This window comes from Persicobacter psychrovividus, assembly GCF_036492425.1.
In the GTDB taxonomy this organism is placed as follows: Bacteria; Bacteroidota; Bacteroidia; order Cytophagales; family Cyclobacteriaceae; genus Persicobacter; species Persicobacter psychrovividus.
On sequence record NZ_AP025292.1, the window covers coordinates 246662 to 265183 of the forward strand.

12 protein-coding genes and 2 tRNA genes are annotated in these 18522 nt (G+C 45.5%); 2 read left to right on the plus strand and 12 right to left on the minus strand.

Going from position 1 to position 18522, the window contains the following annotated elements; all coding sequences use genetic code 11:
* Positions 1 to 85 precede the first annotated feature (85 nt).
* The 4 genes from AABK40_RS01080 to pdhA all read right to left on the minus strand — a co-directional run bounded on the left by AABK40_RS01080 (position 86) and on the right by pdhA (position 4053).
* Entirely contained in the window at positions 86 to 1402 is a 1317-nt protein-coding gene (locus AABK40_RS01080; RefSeq protein WP_332919853.1) for an aspartate kinase, read from the minus strand.
* An 86-nt stretch (positions 1403 to 1488) separates the two neighbouring features.
* Positions 1489 to 1965 carry a 6,7-dimethyl-8-ribityllumazine synthase gene (gene ribH, locus AABK40_RS01085; protein ID WP_332919852.1) on the minus strand — a complete coding sequence of 159 codons (477 nt, stop codon included), beginning with the start codon at positions 1963 to 1965 and terminating at the stop codon, positions 1489 to 1491.
* A 278-nt stretch (positions 1966 to 2243) separates the two neighbouring features.
* Positions 2244 to 2957 carry a tetratricopeptide repeat protein gene (locus AABK40_RS01090; RefSeq protein ID WP_332919851.1) on the minus strand — a complete coding sequence of 238 codons (714 nt, stop codon included), beginning with the start codon at positions 2955 to 2957 and terminating at the stop codon, positions 2244 to 2246.
* Between the two features lie 67 nt (positions 2958 to 3024).
* A complete protein-coding gene (gene pdhA / locus AABK40_RS01095; RefSeq protein WP_332919850.1) occupies positions 3025 to 4053 on the minus strand; it encodes a pyruvate dehydrogenase (acetyl-transferring) E1 component subunit alpha in 1029 nt (342 codons plus the stop codon).
* Positions 4054 to 4167: 114 nt separating this feature from the next.
* Between pdhA and recF the strand changes: the two genes are divergently transcribed.
* A complete protein-coding gene (recF, locus tag AABK40_RS01100; RefSeq protein WP_338397422.1) occupies positions 4168 to 5271 on the plus strand; it encodes a DNA replication/repair protein RecF in 1104 nt (367 codons plus the stop codon).
* A 68-nt stretch (positions 5272 to 5339) separates the two neighbouring features.
* Here the strand turns inward: recF and AABK40_RS01105 are convergent.
* The 3 genes from AABK40_RS01105 to AABK40_RS01115 form a co-directional block, all read right to left on the minus strand.
* Positions 5340 to 5413, minus strand: a tRNA-Arg gene (locus tag AABK40_RS01105).
* 8 nt (positions 5414 to 5421) lie between these two features.
* Positions 5422 to 5495, minus strand: a tRNA-Arg gene (locus AABK40_RS01110).
* A 121-nt stretch (positions 5496 to 5616) separates the two neighbouring features.
* Positions 5617 to 7458, minus strand: coding sequence for an AMP-dependent synthetase/ligase (locus tag AABK40_RS01115; protein ID WP_338397423.1), 1842 nt, complete (start codon positions 7456 to 7458; stop codon positions 5617 to 5619).
* 136 nt (positions 7459 to 7594) lie between these two features.
* Here AABK40_RS01115 and AABK40_RS01120 point away from each other — a divergent pair, with 136 nt between their 5' ends.
* Entirely contained in the window at positions 7595 to 8479 is an 885-nt protein-coding gene (locus AABK40_RS01120) for a YicC/YloC family endoribonuclease (protein ID WP_332919847.1), read from the plus strand.
* Between the two features lie 65 nt (positions 8480 to 8544).
* On the opposite strand, the gene AABK40_RS01125 is transcribed toward AABK40_RS01120, so the two are convergent.
* The 5 genes from AABK40_RS01125 to sov all read right to left on the minus strand — a co-directional run bounded on the left by AABK40_RS01125 (position 8545) and on the right by sov (position 18502).
* The gene (locus AABK40_RS01125; RefSeq protein WP_338397424.1) at positions 8545 to 9210 is read right to left on the minus strand and encodes an energy transducer TonB; all 666 of its coding nucleotides are present in this window, start codon (positions 9208 to 9210) and stop codon (positions 8545 to 8547) included.
* A 253-nt stretch (positions 9211 to 9463) separates the two neighbouring features.
* Positions 9464 to 10138, minus strand: a complete 675-nt coding sequence (locus AABK40_RS01130) for an energy transducer TonB (protein WP_332919845.1) — start codon at positions 10136 to 10138, stop codon at positions 9464 to 9466.
* A gap of 92 nt (positions 10139 to 10230) precedes the next feature.
* Complete coding sequence (locus AABK40_RS01135) at positions 10231 to 10563, minus strand: VanZ family protein (protein WP_332919844.1); 333 nt, start codon at positions 10561 to 10563, stop codon at positions 10231 to 10233.
* A 233-nt stretch (positions 10564 to 10796) separates the two neighbouring features.
* On the minus strand, positions 10797 to 11174 hold the full coding sequence (gene gcvH, locus AABK40_RS01140) for a glycine cleavage system protein GcvH (RefSeq protein ID WP_332919843.1): 378 nt from the start codon (positions 11172 to 11174) through the stop codon (positions 10797 to 10799).
* Positions 11175 to 11356: 182 nt separating this feature from the next.
* Entirely contained in the window at positions 11357 to 18502 is a 7146-nt protein-coding gene (sov, locus tag AABK40_RS01145) for a T9SS outer membrane translocon Sov/SprA (protein ID WP_338397425.1), read from the minus strand.
* Between the last annotated feature and the right edge of the window lie 20 nt (positions 18503 to 18522).

An 18522-nucleotide genomic window follows, 5' to 3' on the forward strand; every position in this document is an offset into this window, starting at 1 on the left:
GCGGTGCTATTTCCTCAAAACAATCCATCATCACTTCAGCCATACGCTAAGCTTTCATTGTGAGTTTAAAATTTTAAACTCACGCTTAGAAAAGGAAATTATTCAGTTTGACCAGGGTGTCTGTTTTATGGTTGGAATTAACGAGCAAAGAGATGTTGTAGTCGCTTCCTCCATAGGAGATCATCCGAATTGGTGTATCGACCAATGCGTCGAGCACTTTAGTGGCAATCCCTACTTTTTCCTCACCGAAATCCCCCACAACACAAATGATGGATTGGTCGGTATCGACCTGTACTTGCCCGAACAGGGAAAGCTCTTTGGTGATTTCCTCGAGTTTATCGGTGTTTTCGATGGTCAGCGACACGGCCACTTCAGAGGTGGTAATCATGTCGATTGGTGTTTTGTGTTTTTCAAAAACCTCGAAAATCCGACGAAGGAAACCATAAGCGAGCACCATTCTGTTGGAGCGTATTTTGATGGCCGTGATGCCATCTTTTGCTGCTACGGCCTTTACAGCGCCTGTAGCGGTAAATTTTGCATTGATCAGTGTTCCTGCCGCTTGTGGCTCCATGGTGTTTTTCAGTCGGACAGGAATATTGAATCGCTGTGACGGAATAATGGAGGTCGGGTGCAGGATTTTTGCGCCGAAATAAGCGAGCTCAGAGGCTTCATCAAAGCTTAATTCGGGAATCGGAAAGGTGTTCTCTACTACTCGGGGGTCGTTGTTATGCAGGCCGTCGATATCGGTCCAAATCTGAACCTCTTCTGCTTTAACTGCCGCACCGATAAGGGTAGCGGTATAGTCTGAGCCACCACGGCTGAGGTTGCTGACTTCCCCTTCATGATCCCGGCAAATATAGCCTTGGGTAATGAAGAGCTTGGTGTCTTCATAAGTAGAAAGTAGTTCGGTGAGTTTTGCCGAAGAGAAAGCAATGTCTGGCTCCTGCTCATCATTGATCAGCATAAAATCAAGTGCAGGAAGCAACTGGGCTTTCACGCCTTGCTCATGAAGATAGGTGGTGAACAGCTTTGTGGACATCAGCTCGCCTTGCGCCAATAATTCTTTATTCAAGCGGTTGTTGAAAAAGTGACCAGGCAGGGATCTGATGAAAGAAAAGTGGGTCTCGATGATTTTCAGTGCCTTGGCCTGTGCTTCGGTACTTTCTACCAGCTCGGTATAAAAGTCAAGGTAGTGCTCGAAAAGCTCCTCTATCAGGGTGCGTGCAAGGGCGTTGTCTTTGGCAAACAAAGCATTGCCAATTGCAACGAGGGAGTTGGTGGTGCCTGAAAGTGCCGAGAGTACGACAATTTTACGTTCCTGACCCGACTGTACAAGTTCTGCCACTTGGTGCATGCGTTCCGGTCTTCCGACGGAAGTTCCTCCAAATTTAAAAATCTGCATGAATTCTGTTGTTCTAATTTTTTAAACCATCCGACCGGCAGAAATCTGGAAAGAAGGCAGTGCTTACGCACTACCTTTTGCTGTATTTAGAATCCCAACATTTTAATTGCTGTGATTGCTGCCTCGTCGCCTTTATTGCCGTGCTTTCCTCCTGCTCTGTCCAATGCCTGCTCTTGTGTGTCGGGCGTCAGAACACCGAAAATAACGGGTTTATTGTATTTTAAGCTTACTTCTGTAACACCGATTGCCACTGCCTGATTAATGAAATCGAAATGGCGGGTTTCTCCCTGAATAACACAGCCAAGGCAAATGACTGCATCCACATCTGGGCGTTGGGCCATCCATTGTGCTCCAAGGGAAAGCTCGTAGCTTCCAGGAACATTTTTACGGATGATTTTCGCTTCGGAAACACCGTTGATTAACAGGGTTTCTTTGGCGCCATTGTACAAAGCTTCGGTTACTTCTTCGTTCCATTCGGAAACGACAATAGCGAAAGTTTTTCCACTTACATCAGATAAATTTTTATCTGAATACTCACTCAAATTTTTTAAAGCAGTTGCCATGGGTATTACACTCTAAAGGTATATGAATATTTAATATCAATTTTCATCGATTTGCAATTATTATGTAAATCGATCATAACAAAATGTTGCAAAAACAGCGCAAAGCAATGCTTGTGTTTGTTTTTGCTTCCCAATGTTATATTTGCGCGCCCCGAAGGGGTGCTTAATCAAAAATACAATTTATTTTTTGATCTGTTTCCGCTCCCCTGTTAATGCGCATAAAAAAAGGGCAAACCTGATGAGTTTGCCCTTCTTCGGAGTATCTGAAAAGATGCTTATTACTTGATCATACCGTTCACACGAGCTAATTGCTTGCGTGCTTCCTGGTACTCGTTAGCATCACTGTAATCGTTAACGATTTTCTCAAGGTTAGCTTTCGCCGACTCCAATTTGTTGGCTTGCTCAGCAGCAACGGCCGCTTTCAACAAGTACATTGGTGAGAAATGTTTGTTTTCGTTGTAGTTGGCTGCTTTCTCGTAGTTCGATAATGCCTCCCCAAAATTTTTCTTTTGCATGTAGCAATCACCTACCAATGCATAAGCACGAGCTTGGATCAGCAAATCAGATGGGTTGAAATCATTCAGCTCATTGATTGCTTCATCATATTTTCCCTGACGCAAGTAAATTACACCAGTATAATATGTCGCCAATTTTCCGGCTTTTGTGCTTCCATACTCATCGGCAATTTTAAGAAAGCCATAGCTATTGCCGTCACCATTAAGTGCGAGGTTGAGGCTGTCCTGTTCAAAATAATATTGAGCCTGGAACATCTCTGCCTGTGCAGTTAAATCCTTTTGAGAGTTATGGTGTTGAAAGAAGAAGAATAAACCAACAATAACGATTAATGCAATTGCACCACCGATGAATGGAACTTTATTTTCTTCCAGAAATCGCTCTGATTTACTCAGGCGGTCAGCCAAAGCTTCTGGATTCTCTAACAACTCTTGACCAGCGTACTTTTCAGTTTCCTGTTTTTTCTTATTATTTGCCATTTGAAAAAATTTTTAGGGTGCAATAATAACCAAAATTTATGGATATTAAAATAGCAGCCCCCACCGATTATTCTCTAACAAAAGGATAATCCTCTTGCGAATACACATCTGTGTAAATTTCTTTTGGGTCAGGGTAAGGTGACTCCTCCGCAAATTTAACACATTCTTTTACTTCTTCTTTGATTTCTTTGTCCAAAGCTTTCAATTCTTCCTCGGTAGCATAGCCCTTCTCAAGAAGTGTCGCCTTGATCTGCTGTACAGGGTCTTTTTGCTTGTAGCTTTCAACCTCCTCTTTCGTACGATATTTTGCAGGATCAGACATCGAGTGGCCTTTGTAACGGTAGGTTCTCATTTCCAACAAAACAGGACCTTTGCCCGCACGGATGTGCTCAGCAGCCTCTTCTACGGCAATGTGAACTTCCTCAACACTCATTCCGTCCACAGGACGAGATGGCATGTCGTATGACTCACCCAATTTGTATAGCTCAACGACGTTGGAAGTACGCTGAACCGAAGTACCCATCGCATAACCGTTGTTCTCAATCACAAAAATGATCGGCAACTTGGCGGTCATGGCCATGTTGAATGCTTCGTGAACGGCACCCTGACGGGCCGCACCATCCCCCATATACGCGATACAAAGGTTGTCTGTGCCTTTATATTTTTCTGCGAAGGCCAAACCAGTACCCAATGGAATTTGTCCACCAACGATACCATGTCCTCCGTAAAATCCTTTCTCTACATCGAAAATGTGCATTGAACCACCTTTACCTTTAGAAAGGCCAGTAGCTTTACCGTACATCTCCGCCATGATACGCTTAGGGTCAGAACCCAAAGCAATCGGGTGAGCGTGGTCACGGTATGCAGTGATGTATTTGTCTCCTTCTTTTAGTGCCGAAACAGCACCTGCCGCACAAGCTTCCTGCCCGATGTATAGGTGGCAAAATCCTGCGATTTTTTGCTGTCCATATACTCGGCCACTCATTTCCTCAAAACGTCTCATGTAGAGCATTTTCTCATACCACCACATGTAAGTCTCTTTGGAGAAACGACCTTCTGTGGCTTTATCTCCCGCTTTTACAGATTGGTTTGACATATTTGTTTTATGGTTTATTGTTGTCTTAAGCTTGATTTGCAGAAAACATTTGTAGTTAATAGGTTTGTAGTGGGCGAAAATAATAAAAATACGCCGTATTCAACACATTAAGTTATGTTTCTTTCAAATATCCAATTGCTCAATTTCAAAAATTACGAGGAGGCACATATGGTCTGTTCGCCGCAAATTAATTGCCTCGTGGGTGAAAATGGAAGCGGAAAGACCAATATGTTGGATGCTATTCATTATTTATCGTTGGTAAAAAGCGCCTTTGCGGGACATGACCAGCAAAGCATTAAGCACCAAAGTGGTTTTTTCAGCGTTATGGGGAGTTTTGATCTTGAGGTGCGGAAGCATAAGGTTTTGTGCGGTTTGCAGGCGGGGGCAAAAAAGGTGCTTAAATGCGATCAGGTTGCTTATGATCGACTTTCAGACCACATTGGGCGCTTTCCAGTGGTGCTGATGGCGCCGCATGATACCGATTTGATCCGTGAAGGGAGCGAGGAACGGCGACGTTTTTTTGACACCATCATTTGCCAGCTGGATCAGCATTACCTTCAGGCGCTGATGAATTACAGTAACTTGCTCAAGCAGCGAAATGCACTTTTGAGACAGTGTCAGCCTGTTGGGCGCATAGATGAAGACCTTTTGGCAACCTACGATCATGCGTTGTTGCAGAAAGGGCAGGCAATTGCGGAGCGTCGGCAGGTTTTTGTGGCGTATTTCGAGCCTTTGTTTCAGGCGCATTACCGTGAACTTTCAGGAGGAAGGGAAGCGGTGGCGTTAAATTACCGCTCCGAGGTGCTTACTGAGGGATTTGGCGACCGCTTTCGGTCTGCGGTTCAAAAGGATCTGATACTTGGCAGGACGACCCTTGGGGTGCATCGTGATGATTTGAAGTTTTCCATTGACGGGCATGCGGTCAAGCGTTTCGGTAGTCAGGGGCAGCAGAAGTCGTTTGTTATCGCATTGAAGCTTGCGCAGTTTGATGTGTTGCAGGAGCAAAAGGGATTTAAGCCGATTTTGTTGCTGGATGATATTTTTGACAAGCTTGACGATCAACGGATGCACCACTTGCTGTCGTTGGTGGCTGATGGGCGTTTCGGACAGATTTTCATTACCGATGCCCGACCCGAGCGTACCAAATCGCTGGTTGCGGGTATGGCGCAGGTGAAGGTTTTTAGGGTCGATCAGGGGAAGATCTCCGAAGAGGAGTAATTGCTGCGGCAATTTTTGGGCATAAAAAAAGCCTTTCAAGAAGAAAGGCTTTTATGCTTAAACATTCGTGATCCAGCAGGGACTCGAACCCCGAACCGCCTGCTTAGAAGGCAGGTGCTCTATCCAGTTGAGCTACTAGACCGAAAGGTGTGATCGCGCAGGGACTCGAACCCCGAACCGTCTGCTTAGAAGGCAGATGCTCTATCCAGTTGAGCTACGCAACCATTTCCTTGTATGTTTAAGCGGATGCAAAGGTAGGAATGAAATCGATATAATCAAATCCTGTCCCTCCTTTTTTGAATCTTTCTTTTGAAGGCGTTGATAGTCAAGGAGAAAATTTTTCGCTTATTTTAGTAAAAGCGTCATTTTCTCCAAATTGTTTGGGTCGTCGAGGTTTTGCCAGTTTTTTCTGTAAATGGTTTCAATGTCCCTTTCGTAGTGCTGATGAATCTTTGGGCGAACCATTTTAAAATTGTGATTCAGCTCTCCATTTTGCAGGCTGAAGGCTTCGTCGAGGATTCTGAAGCGCACGGGTGTCCATTTTGCCGCAATCGGACTTTCCTTTCTGAACTGTTTCAGTTCGTCTTCAATAAGCCGCAGGGCTGTTGTGGTATGCTGATTTTTTGGGATGGCTTTCAGCGCCGCTTGAATTTGCCGCATATTGGGGACAATCAGGGCAAGGGTAAACCTCGACTGGTTGTTATAAATGCAAACACTGTCAATGTATGGGCATTTTTCTTCCAGTTCTGTTTCAATAATTTCTGGAGGGTATTTCTCGCCGTCTGCAGAGATCAACAGGCTTTTAAATCTTCCCATAACATGCAGGTAGCCCTCTTGGTCGATCTTGCCCAGGTCGCCCGTATGCAGCCATTTACCCTGAATGGTGTCGGCGGTTGCTTTGGGGTTATTGAAATACCCTTCGGTCACATTTTCCCCATTTACGAGAATCTCCCCCATTTGATCGGCAGGTAATTCCTCCCCCGCTTCGTTGGTAATCATGAGGCGTATATTTGGCAGCGGGCGCCCTACCGAGCCTATTTTATGGTGGTTACGGTTGTTGGTCGCAACTACGGGAGCCGCCTCGGTAAGTCCGTACCCTTGATAAACAGGCAGGCCAAAAGCACTGAAATAGGAAATGACGTTGGGGTTGAGGTGCGCTCCACCAGAAACCATGAATTTCATATTTGGAAAGAGCTTTTCTTTGATTTTCCGTAAAACAGCATGCTTGAGCATCATGGCGCGTACCTTGTGCCGAAAGCCAAATTTGTTGCCCATGCGGTTTTTTCGGTAAGCCAGCGTTAGTGCCTTGCGGTACTCCTGTTCAAATTCCTCGCCCATTGCCCGAACGCCACGCTCAATATAGGCTTTCAGGCTTTTGATCAGGGCAGGAACCATCAGTAAGAAATCTGGCTCAAAAGACTGCAAAATCTCCGGGATCATGCGCAGCATTTCCATCATCGATTTCCCAGTAGGCGGAAAGCCAATGCTCCCTCCTTGTGCGATCACGCAATACAGGCCTACGGTATGCGCAAAGGCATGATCCATCGGTAGGAGCATGAAAGTCCGCGCTCTTGTAGGGATGGGAATGGTTTGCTGAATCTGAATAATATTTGTGCGGATGTTATGGTGGGTCAGGATTACCGCGCGGGGGTCTGACATGGTGCCGGAGGTGAAAATCAGATTGGCGATTTTCTGGGTGGGCATCATCGGTACCTGACGACCAAAATGGACGAGCTCATTGAGCGAATGAATATTTTCTTGTTCATTTTTTTCGGTCTCCTCATTTATCCAGATGGTGAGCCCCTCGGGGAGTGCGGATTTGTGCGCAAGAATAAGGGGGAGCTGATGCCGCTCGATGATCAGGTGGCTGCATTCCGCATGGTGGATTTGCCAAAGGAGGGTGTCGGTGCTAATCTTCAGATTGATAGGTACCACTACCCCACCTGCATACCAAATAGACAGTTCCGTGATGGCCCAAATTGGCGCTGATTCAAGCCACAGGGCTACTTTTTGCCCCGCTTCCAAACCAAAATGCTGCCAGCCGTTGGCTTGCTGATGCACCTGTTCGCTCACCTGCTGGTAAGAAATGGGGCTGTAAACCCCCTGCTGCCACTGCCAAAATAGCGGCTGCTCGGCATGGGCGTGTACCGCTTTTTCGAATAGGTCCAAAATGGTGAGCATTTCCATGAATTGGGGCTTTGGCTAAATAAATGGTTTGTCTGGGAAATTTACGCTAAGTTAAATTTGAATTTCGTCCTTCGGGAGAAAAAAATGAAATATTGCAGGTTTTTTTTACTTTAGTGTTTTATTAAACATTATGGCTATGATAAAATCAATGACGGGCTACGGTTCTTGTACCCATGAAAGCGAGACGTTAAGCGTTCAGGTGGAAATTAGAACGCTGAACTCAAAGTTTTTGGATGTTAACTTGAAGTTGCCGAAGACTTTAAGCGATCGTGAGATTGAGGTAAGGAATATCATCGGGAATTGCCTGGAACGTGGGAAGTTGGCCGTTACGATTGATTTTTCCCGTAAGGGCGATGCCAAACCGAAAGTTCAGATCAATGAGGGGTTGTTTTCGACTTATTTCACGCAATTGAAAGGCCTGGCTGAAAATGCGGGTGCCGATACTGCTGAGCTGTTGAAGCTGGTATTACAAATGCCTGAAGTGATGGTGAACGACCGTGAAGACACGGGTTCTGAGGAGGACGTGAAGTTGGTGATAGAGACCCTTAACCGCGCGCTTGCCGACTGTGATGCTTTCCGCCTGAAGGAAGGCGAGGTACTTGCGGAAAAGCTGACAAGCTATATTGAGACGATTGATCAGTTGCTTGCGCAGGTAGATCAATATGAAGATGAGCGTATAGATACGGTAAAAAATCGCTTGCGTCAGAATTTGGAAGAATTGACACAAAAAGACGATTACGATAAAAACCGCTTTGAGCAGGAGATTATTTTCTACCTCGAAAAGTATGATATCAATGAAGAAAAAGTGCGTTTGGCCAACCACCTGAAATATTTTATGGAGGTGCTGAACAGTTCAAAATCTTCTTCCAACGGTAAAAAACTGGGTTTTATTTCTCAGGAGATTGGTCGTGAGATAAATACATTGGGTTCAAAAGCTAACCATGCAGCTTTGCAGCGTTTGGTGGTGCAGATGAAGGAAGAGCTGGAGAAAATTAAGGAGCAATCTTTGAATATTCTGTAAAAATTGCGGATGCTATTGAAAAAGGGGCTGTCGATCTTTATCGTCAGCCCTTTTTTTAGATCGGTTTATTGAAGTTTAAAAGTAATGGGGAGGATCATTCGGACTTTTACAGGGCGCCCCCTATTTTTTCCGGCATGCCACTTTGGGGAGTTTTTAATGACCCTGATGGCCTCCAGGTCACAGCCTGCCCCAACTCCTTTTACCACTTGCACCTCTTTTACGCTCCCATCTTTGTCAATCACAAATTGTACAAACACCCGACCTGAGATTTGCTGCCGTTTGGCCTGTTGAGGGTATTTCATGGATTTCCCAACCCAACGATAGAAGGCAGCGATGCCTCCAGGGAATTCAGGCATTTTTTCAGCAATAACCACAGGTGCCACATCGATGATTTCATCGGGGATGGGGTCTTCAATAGCAGGCGCTACGGGATCATCCTCCTCAATAAAGGTGATATCGGGCAGGTCTGGATCGATATCCACATCGTCAGGAATGGCGATAAGCACTGGATTATGAACTTTTGGGGGCTCTGGTGGCTTGATAGCGGTTGGAGGGATGTCCACTACCTGCATCAGCTCTGGAGGGTTTTCGACAGGGTAGTCGTTCACGACCTCCATGGTTTTCCACTCGAAGGCTACAATACATAAAAATAGGCTGACGCAAAGGCCGATCATGAAAAATAACTGCCGCTTTGGGCGTAGATCTTTTTTAGGAGACTTTTTGGGCTTCATAAGCTTTAATTGTTTCTGTTAAACCATAGAATCGGCCAATTCCTTTAGGATATATTGAAACAAATAATATGCCCAAAATTAAATTTTGAGTAAATAAGTTAATAAAAAATTAAATTTTGCGATTTGGGACCTGTTCGATCACTTCTCTGTTGGTCTGAGGAGTGGTCGTATTCTAATGGAAGGAGGGCACAGAAGTTTTTGGGCAAAAAAAAAGATCGCCAAAAGCGATCTTTTTCTAAAAGTCTTATTTTGATTATCCCAATTTAAATGTAATTGGAAGAATCATACGTACCTTAACGGCACGACCACGTTGCTTACCGGCTTTCCAGTTTGGAGAGCTTTCGATCACGCGTTTAGCTTCTTCATCACAACCAGCACCGATACCTTTAATTACCTGTACTTCGCTGATTTTTCCATCTTTACCTACTACGAACTGTACGAATACCTTTCCTTCGATACCCATACGACGGGCTTGAGATGGATACTTCATGTTTTTACCAATGTATTTGTAAAAAGCTGGCATACCACCTGGGTATTCCGGCTGATCCTCTACAATCGTAAATACTTCTTCTACTTCTTCCTCCTCAGGAGCATCTTCAAATACCGCTTCTTCAATTTGGGTATCTTCAGTAACCTCAACGTCCAAATCGACGTCGACGTCATCCTCAATCACCTCTTCATCCGGTACCTCTACAATAACAGGTGCCTGGATTTTCGGTGGTGGTGGAGGGGGCTGTTGGGTCTGTGGTACTTCTGCTACTTCTTCGAAATCCACCTCTGCAACGGCTGCCTTAGTGAGCACTTGCTCATCATAAGATTTCCATTCAAAAGCGGCAATACAAAGACCCAGCGAAATACAAAGACCAATGTTAAAGAACAGCCCGGACTTTTTTGTAAGATCCTTACTAGGGTTCTTTTTAATCTCCATATCAGCTTCCTTTTTAATTAGTCAAAGGGATGTATAAGAAAAGTTGTTGTCGTCCCTCAAACTTATTAAAAATTTTGCAAAACAAAAAGAAGTCATCGATTATAGACGAAAAAAAATACGACTAACCCAATAAAAACACCGATAGTATCGGCTAAAATGTCCAAGAGCTCAAATTGGCGGTTGCTTACGGTAGTTTGTAAGATTTCAATAATGACCCCAAGGGAGATGCAGCAACTGATGGTCCATGCTCGGGGGTATTTGCGCATGGTCTGGAAGGTGTGCTGTTTGTGTGATCCGTGGGTCATGAGCCAGGAGAGGACGGCAAAGATGGTGATGTGTGCAAATTTATCAAAGGAAATATACCAATCGACTCCCTGTGGTAATGACTGGGATGGCAGTAAGGTCATGAATAGGATTATTATCATCCAGACGATGGTGAAGAATTGGTATCGGAGAATCATATGGTCGCTTTTTAAGTCCGGTGCCAGGAAATAACAGGCAGGCTGCGGTATTTTGGTCGCATCAAAGGGTAAGTCGTGTTTTGTGAAGATGATGGCGTAAAATATCTCTTCAGTAAGGGGGATGCTATTAAATTATACAACAAAAAGGCCAAAGAGTTGCTTACCCTTTGGCCTAAATAGTGCTATAATTATAAGAATTAGCCTACTAATTCTTCGTATGCTTCGGCAGTTAGTAATTCTTCAACCTGCGCAGCATCGCTCATTTCAATCTTGATCATCCATCCTGCACCATAAGCATCTGCATTTACCTGCTCAGGCTCACTTTCCAGGCTGTCGTTAAATTCAGTGATTGTTCCGCTGATAGGCATGAACAAATCTGAAACAGTTTTCACTGCCTCAACGGTACCGAAAACCTCACCTGCTTCGATTTCTTCGTCTACAGTTTCAACTTCTACATAAACGATGTCCCCCAATTCTTTCTGAGCAAACTCAGTAATACCTACTGTAGCGATGTTGCCTTCGATGCGGATCCACTCGTGGTCTTTGGTGTATTTTAGTTCTGCTGGAATGTTCATTGGTATATTGATTCTATTGTTAAAAAGTATGGGGCAAATATTGAATTATTTTTTTGAAAATCCATACGTTTTAGTGGCTGTTCCTTACTTTTTGTAATGCTGTGGAAAGGCGTGCCTATTGGGGGCGGGGGGCAATAAAAAAGCCACTGAACAAATTTGAGGTCAGTGGCTTTTGAAATTTATTATTGAGAGAAGTTAAATCTCACCTGAACGCCAAAGTTGGTGGCGGTTCTGAGGAAAGAAGTGGAGATCTTCGGTGCGTTGATCGTCTTCTCGTAATAGGCCTGAATGTTGAGGCGGTTATTGACCACATAGGCGATTGTAGGCCTGATCTGGTAGTTGATGTTTCCATTGGTAATGGTAGAAACATCGTCGATTTTCCGCTGTAATGTTTCGGTATTCCTGACCACAAAGTTGAGTCGCATGGTCAGGTCGTTATCCAGCACTACGGTCCGCCCTTTCCATCGGAAAGGCAATTTCAGGCCACTTTTGGTATACCCGAGGTCGAAGGAATAATCTTTATTCCTCATCTCCGTCATTTGGGTGTTTGAAATATTCAGGGCTAAATTTCGCTCCCATCGGTACTCAAATTTACCGCTGATTTTCGATTTCGTCCTGACATTCACCCCGATCAGTGGGCTGAACTTTTCCGTCATCACAATCTGATCCATCACATATACAGGAATGTAGAAACCATCCTCCCCGATCTCCGAAGCAAAAGGGTAATCCTCTACATTGTTCGACAGGTCGAGCCCATCAGAATAATTCAGTGAGTTGGTAAAGCTGTTCACGCTATAAGTTGAAGTATAGGCGTGGGTCAGGTTTACAGAGCTGAAGATCTTTTTCAGTGCTGGAATATTACGTAAGCCAGCATAATCCACCCGCCAGTTCGGAATAGGAATTTGCGGGAATGGGCTCAGTTTTACCTCTTCGGCCGTTTTTCCTGAATAAGCAGCAATAAAGGCTGGAATCAGTACATCCTGAGAGTTCAGGTTGTATTCCCCATTTTGTGATGGGTTCAGGGCATCGAGCCTTGCCTTGACGGTCTGTCGGTAATTCTCGAAGTTCTTAAAGGCATTGTCCATATTGTTCTCATCAAAAGAGGAGAAGGTGGTGGGCAACATGAAATAGGAAATCGAGTAGCTACCATTCCTTGACGGGGTCAGGGACTGGAAGTCATTCGACTGCGCATCGTATCGATAGAGTTCCTGGAAGTAGGAGCTCTTGGTTTTGGTCATGTTCAGGCGAATTTTCAGGTCCTTAACAGGTTCCAGGTTAGCATTCAGGTTCATATTGACCATCTCATTTTGCGAGAATTGTTGTGTCAGGTTTGGGTTTTCAACAAGTAAGCCCTGTTCTGCAAGCATAAAACGGATATCGGCATCCTGGCTACCCAGAATAAATGGCCAGCCTGGCGATGCGGTGCCGAAGTCTTGCCCGAATAAGCCTGGTGTTTTGGTGAAGCCTGGCAGCGTGGTACCATCGGTATAGCTGATGGTACCGTTTACATCCCTGACCATCATCAAAAGTCTGAGTACCCCTTTTAGGGCTTTCAGTTCCGAAGGCGGCTTGATGGTGTCGGCTTCAATTTTACGGGTTGTACTTCTCGAACGTCTTCGTCGTTTGGGTTTATTGATCTCGCGAAGCATTTTATTTTTATTGTAGAGCTTTACAAGGTCGATTTTCCCCGTTCCCCCATATTGGCGATAGTTGGCCAGTGTGTTGGCAAAGTCAAACTCCTTTTCAATATTTTCTGGTCCAGCAGTCCAGGTGTAGTTCACCGAGTAGTTCAGGTCTGCATTCAGGAAGTCGGTGATCGGCAACTTGTCGAGCGGCAGTCGGTAATCTGCTCGAATGTTCTGATCAAACGATTTCAGACGCCCAAGGCGCAGCAGGTTCATCTTGATGGAGTCGCGTTTAGCCTGCGTATTGATGTCCCCTTCGGGTTCGTCAATGGTAGAGAATGCCCGTGCATTGTACGTCAGCGACAAGCCTTTGGTCAGGGCCCACCTTACATTATAATACCTGTTGAAGTTGAAGTACTTCTCATAGGTTGGGGCGATGCCTGCAGTTGTCAGGTTGTCGTTATACAATTGGTTTCTGATAAAGCTCCGATCCAAATCCCCACGTACACTGATGCTTGTAGGCCACAGCGAAATATTGAAATCCTTGATGAGCTTCAGCCAGTCGGAACTCAGTGATTTGGTGTTTTTGAATGGCTCCAGGATAAAGGGATTGGCATTATAGTTATAAGCCACCCCTACTTTATGGTTGAAGTTGATGTAGTTCGCCAAATTGACATTCGAACGGGTGATCTCGCTGTAAGCGTAAGAGAACGCCCAGTTTTCGATGTCATATAAGTGCGGAACGGCATCTTCCTTGACTTTTACTTTGCGGACGTTATTAAAGCTAATAGAACGACGGAAGGTATTGTCTTCGACTTTCTTGCGATAGGCGTCACGTTCAGCCTCTGTATCGAAAGATTGCAAAGAGGCTTCAAGCGGAATGTCAGGGTCGAGCGGATCCCATTTTGGAGTCATTTTGCTGTGTTCGTAGCTGACATACATCGGGATTCTGATTCCGAAACGTTCCAGTCCAAATTTGTCAAGATTCAGGTTGGCGGCGATGTCATAGTTCAGTGATGATTCCCGCGTTCTTGCTGAGATATTATCCTGAATTCCTCCAAAACCTGTAGACATATAGCTTGTAGAGCCAGAAACGGTTCCCAGGTCTGCCAATTTGGTGTTGAAGCGCACATTACCTGCCCAGCCCGACTCCCGATCGAAATCGGTGGCCCGCAGTTCGTTAAACCACACAATAACATCTTTGGACATCCTGTCGGCAGAATCAGGGTTCCTTACCCCAAGCATGAGTGTTTGTCCCGAGCTCAGTTCTGGGCGACCGACAATGGTGATCTGGTATTTGTCCACCGTGGTGGTGTATGGCAAACTTTGCTCGAAGCCTGCACGGTTACGGGCAGATTTCACGGCATACAGTTGATCGAGGGCAATATCCAGGTTGTTCTCTTCAGGCCAAACCTCTTCGGCGGTGCTTGAGCCTGCTGGCGTAATTTTCAGCGGCCAGGAGACCTCGTAATAGTTCTGCCTTAAATCAGTACCAATCCGCATAAACACGCGCAATTGATCCGATTGTGTTTGTCCTTGCTGGATCGATTGCCCATGGACAAACATTTTCAGCCTTCCATAATTAATCAGGTCAAGGGCTGAGTTTTTGAACACTCCCCTTGCGTCCTTATTCTGCAGGTCTTTAATGGTCAGTTGCATGGATTGCTCATTCAGCTGACGGGAAACGACAGAGGTATTGTCGTAATCCTGATTGATCCCCGGAGGAATACGGTAAGGGATTTTTTCGCCAGAAGCCACAGAGTTTTCTTCGAGGTTTACCACAGATACCTGAAAGTCGGTATCAAATGGTTCAGGGATTTCACCCAGTCCGTTATCGTAAAGACTTTTTTCATATCGACGCCATTGCGAGCCTACCAATTGGAATTTCGCCATACGCAATACCACGGGCTGTTTCCAGCCTGACATATAAGTACGGATAAATCGGATGGTTTTGAAGCCTGAAATGTTACCGAAGGTTTTGTCTGGCTGGCGTACAGGAATACGGAACAAATACCAGTTTACCCCTTTGGATGGGTCGGAGACTTTATCGACAATATGGTTTTTACCAATATCAAGGTCTCCCTTTCTCAGGCGTAGATGATATTCATAATATTCTTCAAGATCACTGATGGTGTTATCGTTGTTCAGGTCCTCATTGTCAGGGTATGCTGATCCTGCTGAAGAGAAATTATTGTTGTTGTTCTGAATCGGGGAGTTGCCATCCATGCCATTGAAATTCTTGTATCGTTCAAGAATTTTGGCATCGCGATCGGTATAGGAGTTGTCAAGGTAATGAATGAAATCATCCCCGGAAACATCCTGCGTAATGGCTTGTCGTACGGCATCACTGACCAATATTCTGTCCAGAAAGTTGGTTTTGAACTTTTCGGCTTCCTCCTCATTTCTCAGTCCGTCAAGTCCCACATCCTGAAATTGTCGGGAGTTGGGGTCGTTGTCGAAGGCATTGTTAAGGTATTGCTGTGTGGTAACTTTACCCCACTCGTTTTCATCAAATCCACCAGCAGACCCATCAGGCGGAAGGCCGTTCTCGAAGGCATGCTTGCCGTCTTTCATCAGGTCTTCGGAAATACTTCCGAGGTCGAAGAACAAGTCTCCGCCGGTTTCATTGTTTTCGTTGAGTCGGCCATCGAGTACCCGCCCGTTGGTGCCATCAAGGAAAGGGTCCATCATCCAGAATTCGATGTACTCAATGTTGGTTTTATCAAAATCGACATCTGAAGTAATGGCACGGGTAATTCCCCCCCAGTTGTCTTCGGGGTTTTTCAACAGCCCTTCGTTGGTCAGGTCTGGATTATAGTTGTAAGGGCCCCTTTCTTCAGGGTAATAGGCAAGGTCAAAAGTTGAAATGTTGGCATTGATCAGGGTCTGGTCCCGCTCTCTGAAAATTTCCTGCGGCGGAATATTCCTGACATAGTTATTGGCCACATCTTCGGAAGAGATATTGGCAGGCTTGTTTCTGCTGCTACTCTGGTAGAAGGTGTTGTCGATGGTGTACCAGGCCAGTTTCGCCCGCTTGAAATTGACCCCGAGTTTATCGATGCCATTATCTTCAATGAAGCGGTTATCAGCCGTGCGTGGCGTGGCCCCGAGATACCAGTTGTTGGAAATCGAATAAGGGGTAACGGTGGTTTCAAAATCATCGATATAGGCCGTTCCTGAGCCATCCACTTTATTGGATGTGCCTGGAATCAGCTGTGCAAATTCGGCATTGATACTTACTGATGAAGGCTCTTTGGTTTGCACCAGCGGCAGTGCATCCACCATGCGCGTTAGTGCCCGCGATTCATTTTGGTAACTCAGGTCAAAACCATACTTCACGTTCCGTACGGGTTCATCGCCAATACCTACACGGCTCACGACCGCGCGTTCGTTGAGGTAAAGTAAAGTACCACCAATATTGAAGTTATCGCTTACTCGGTAGTCCATTCTTGTCCCCAATAAAGATCGGGTCTGGAAGTTGAGTAAATCGGCCTGTTCGTAGGTGATGGTAATGGATTTTCCGGAATTAAGAATGGCCTGATTGGTGATGTTCACCCTGCCCATATTGTAATCTACGGTGTAATCCACCCCTTCAGTCATCGGTATTCCCCCTGCGGAGAGTTTTACCGAGTTCGGGGAGATGTCGATGCCCGGCAGCACAATCTCGGATCCGCTACCTGCCTGGAATGAACCCTTAATGAAGAACTTGTTCTTTTCATTTTCCAGTTCTGCATCGGCTTTGGTTTTGCTGTAGAGTTCGTCGTAAACATATTTTTCTTTCAGGAAGTCCTCCGAAGGAAGGAACTTGCTATCGAGTTTTTCACCGAAAGGTTCAAGGACGGGAAACATGATATTCCCTGTTTCGGGGTAAACGGTGATGTCTGCGACGTAATCAAAAATACCATCAGGCTGTGGGTCATTGTTCCTGTTGAGGCGATCGGCCTCGAGGAGTTGTACCAGCGGAATATCTTTGGTTTGTGACCCTTCGTGCAAACTTGGGTTATCAATTCCTGTGCGGTCATCTCGGTAAATGACCTTCAGGTCAAAGCCTTCAGGCCCAATCTGAGAAGAACCCAGGTTGTAGATGTTTTTCATCATCAGGTTCCAGGTCGGGGCCTCAACATTGATTTTGTTGGGGCGCAACATTTTCAGGAAGATCAGGTCGGAGTCGGGGCGGTTCTGGTAATCTTCAGAAAGTTCACCGACTTTATAGGCTTGCCCATTGTAAGTGTATTCGTAGGCAACGGCCAGCATTTCGTCGTTTTGCAAACGGCGGAATAAAGAGATGTAACCGAGTGATTTATGAATGGTGTATTCCTGCTGATCGAGTTTTCTGGCACCGTTTATTTTCACGAAATCTTCCGAATTTTCAAACCCTTTGGCGATCATGGCATCGGTAAAGGTGTCGGCATTACGCAATGAGGGGTCGGCGGTCAGGTTTTTGAACATCGCATTGGCGCTGTTGTCATTCGGTGAACTTGGGACAATCGGCGCAATGAAACTGTTGTCAGGTTTTCCCATCGTGGTGCGGTCAGGCTCTGCCATGTCCATCATTCCCGCGACGTTCCGTAGGGTCTGGGTGTCATTATTTCTGTTCAGTACATACACTTCCACCCTGGTGATGTTCACCCCAGAAATCACCTGAGGCAAGCCGCGGGTCCACTTTTCGAAGTTGGAACGGAAGAATTGCCCAAGGAAAAAGTTTCGGTTTTCATCGTAATTCGAAGCGACCATTTCGAAATTTTTCCCCTGTCCACCAGCATTTCCCTCAATAACAATGGAGTTGGTTTTCCCCCGCTGGGTAGAGAATAAAGTGGTGGCATATAATTTACCAAACTGAAATTGAGCTTTCACCCCGAAGAGGTTCTGGGCGCCTGTAATCAAGCTGTTTGAAGATGGTAAACTCACATTACCAATCTCAATTTTTTTAATGATCTCCTCTTTGTGCCCCGTGTATTCCACACGGAAATCGTTTTGGAAATTGAAGGCTTTGTTGTTATCGAAGTTGGCGGTAACTTTCAGTTTGTCACCAATTTCGCCAATAACGTTCATGCTGATCTGGTTCTGGAACTCAAAACCGCCGTTTCGTTGCTGTGCAACAGGTACCGCAGGGTTGGCGACTTTCTGGTAGCGCAGGCCAAAATCCAGGGTGGCATAACCACTGGGGTTAATATCGATATAGCTACTGCCAAAGATTCTGTCGAAAATTGGACTGACATAAATCGGTGGAATCAGCTGGCGACCACTTACGGCACTTTCGCCATCGAGGCCTTTGGAGCGTTCACGCCAGTATTCTGTCTGAATTTTATCGTCATTATACCGATTAAACTCCTCGAAAGTCATATTGGTGGTCGGCCGGAAATTGACGTTACCCATTTTTTCATAAATGGTGTAATTGTTTCCCGTGTCAAGCTCCACATCGAGCTTAATGTTCGAAGGGTCTTTGAGGTACAGGGGCGAGCCCGACTGATAAGAGGAAAAAGGGTCCCCAGGACGGTCCACCTCAGTGGTGGTGTCAGGGGTTCTTCTTGGAATGTATTTTTGGTCTATACTATCTTTGGCGGTGCTGTCAGCCTGCACAGTATCTGCCTGTTGCACCAGCTGAAACAGCGGTGTGGCAGTGGCTGAGGCCAATGGGATTGCAAGTAGGGCAATAAAGGCAACCACCAAAAAATGATAGAATTGATCTTGGAAAGGCTTCAATACAGGATCGATTAAAAAAA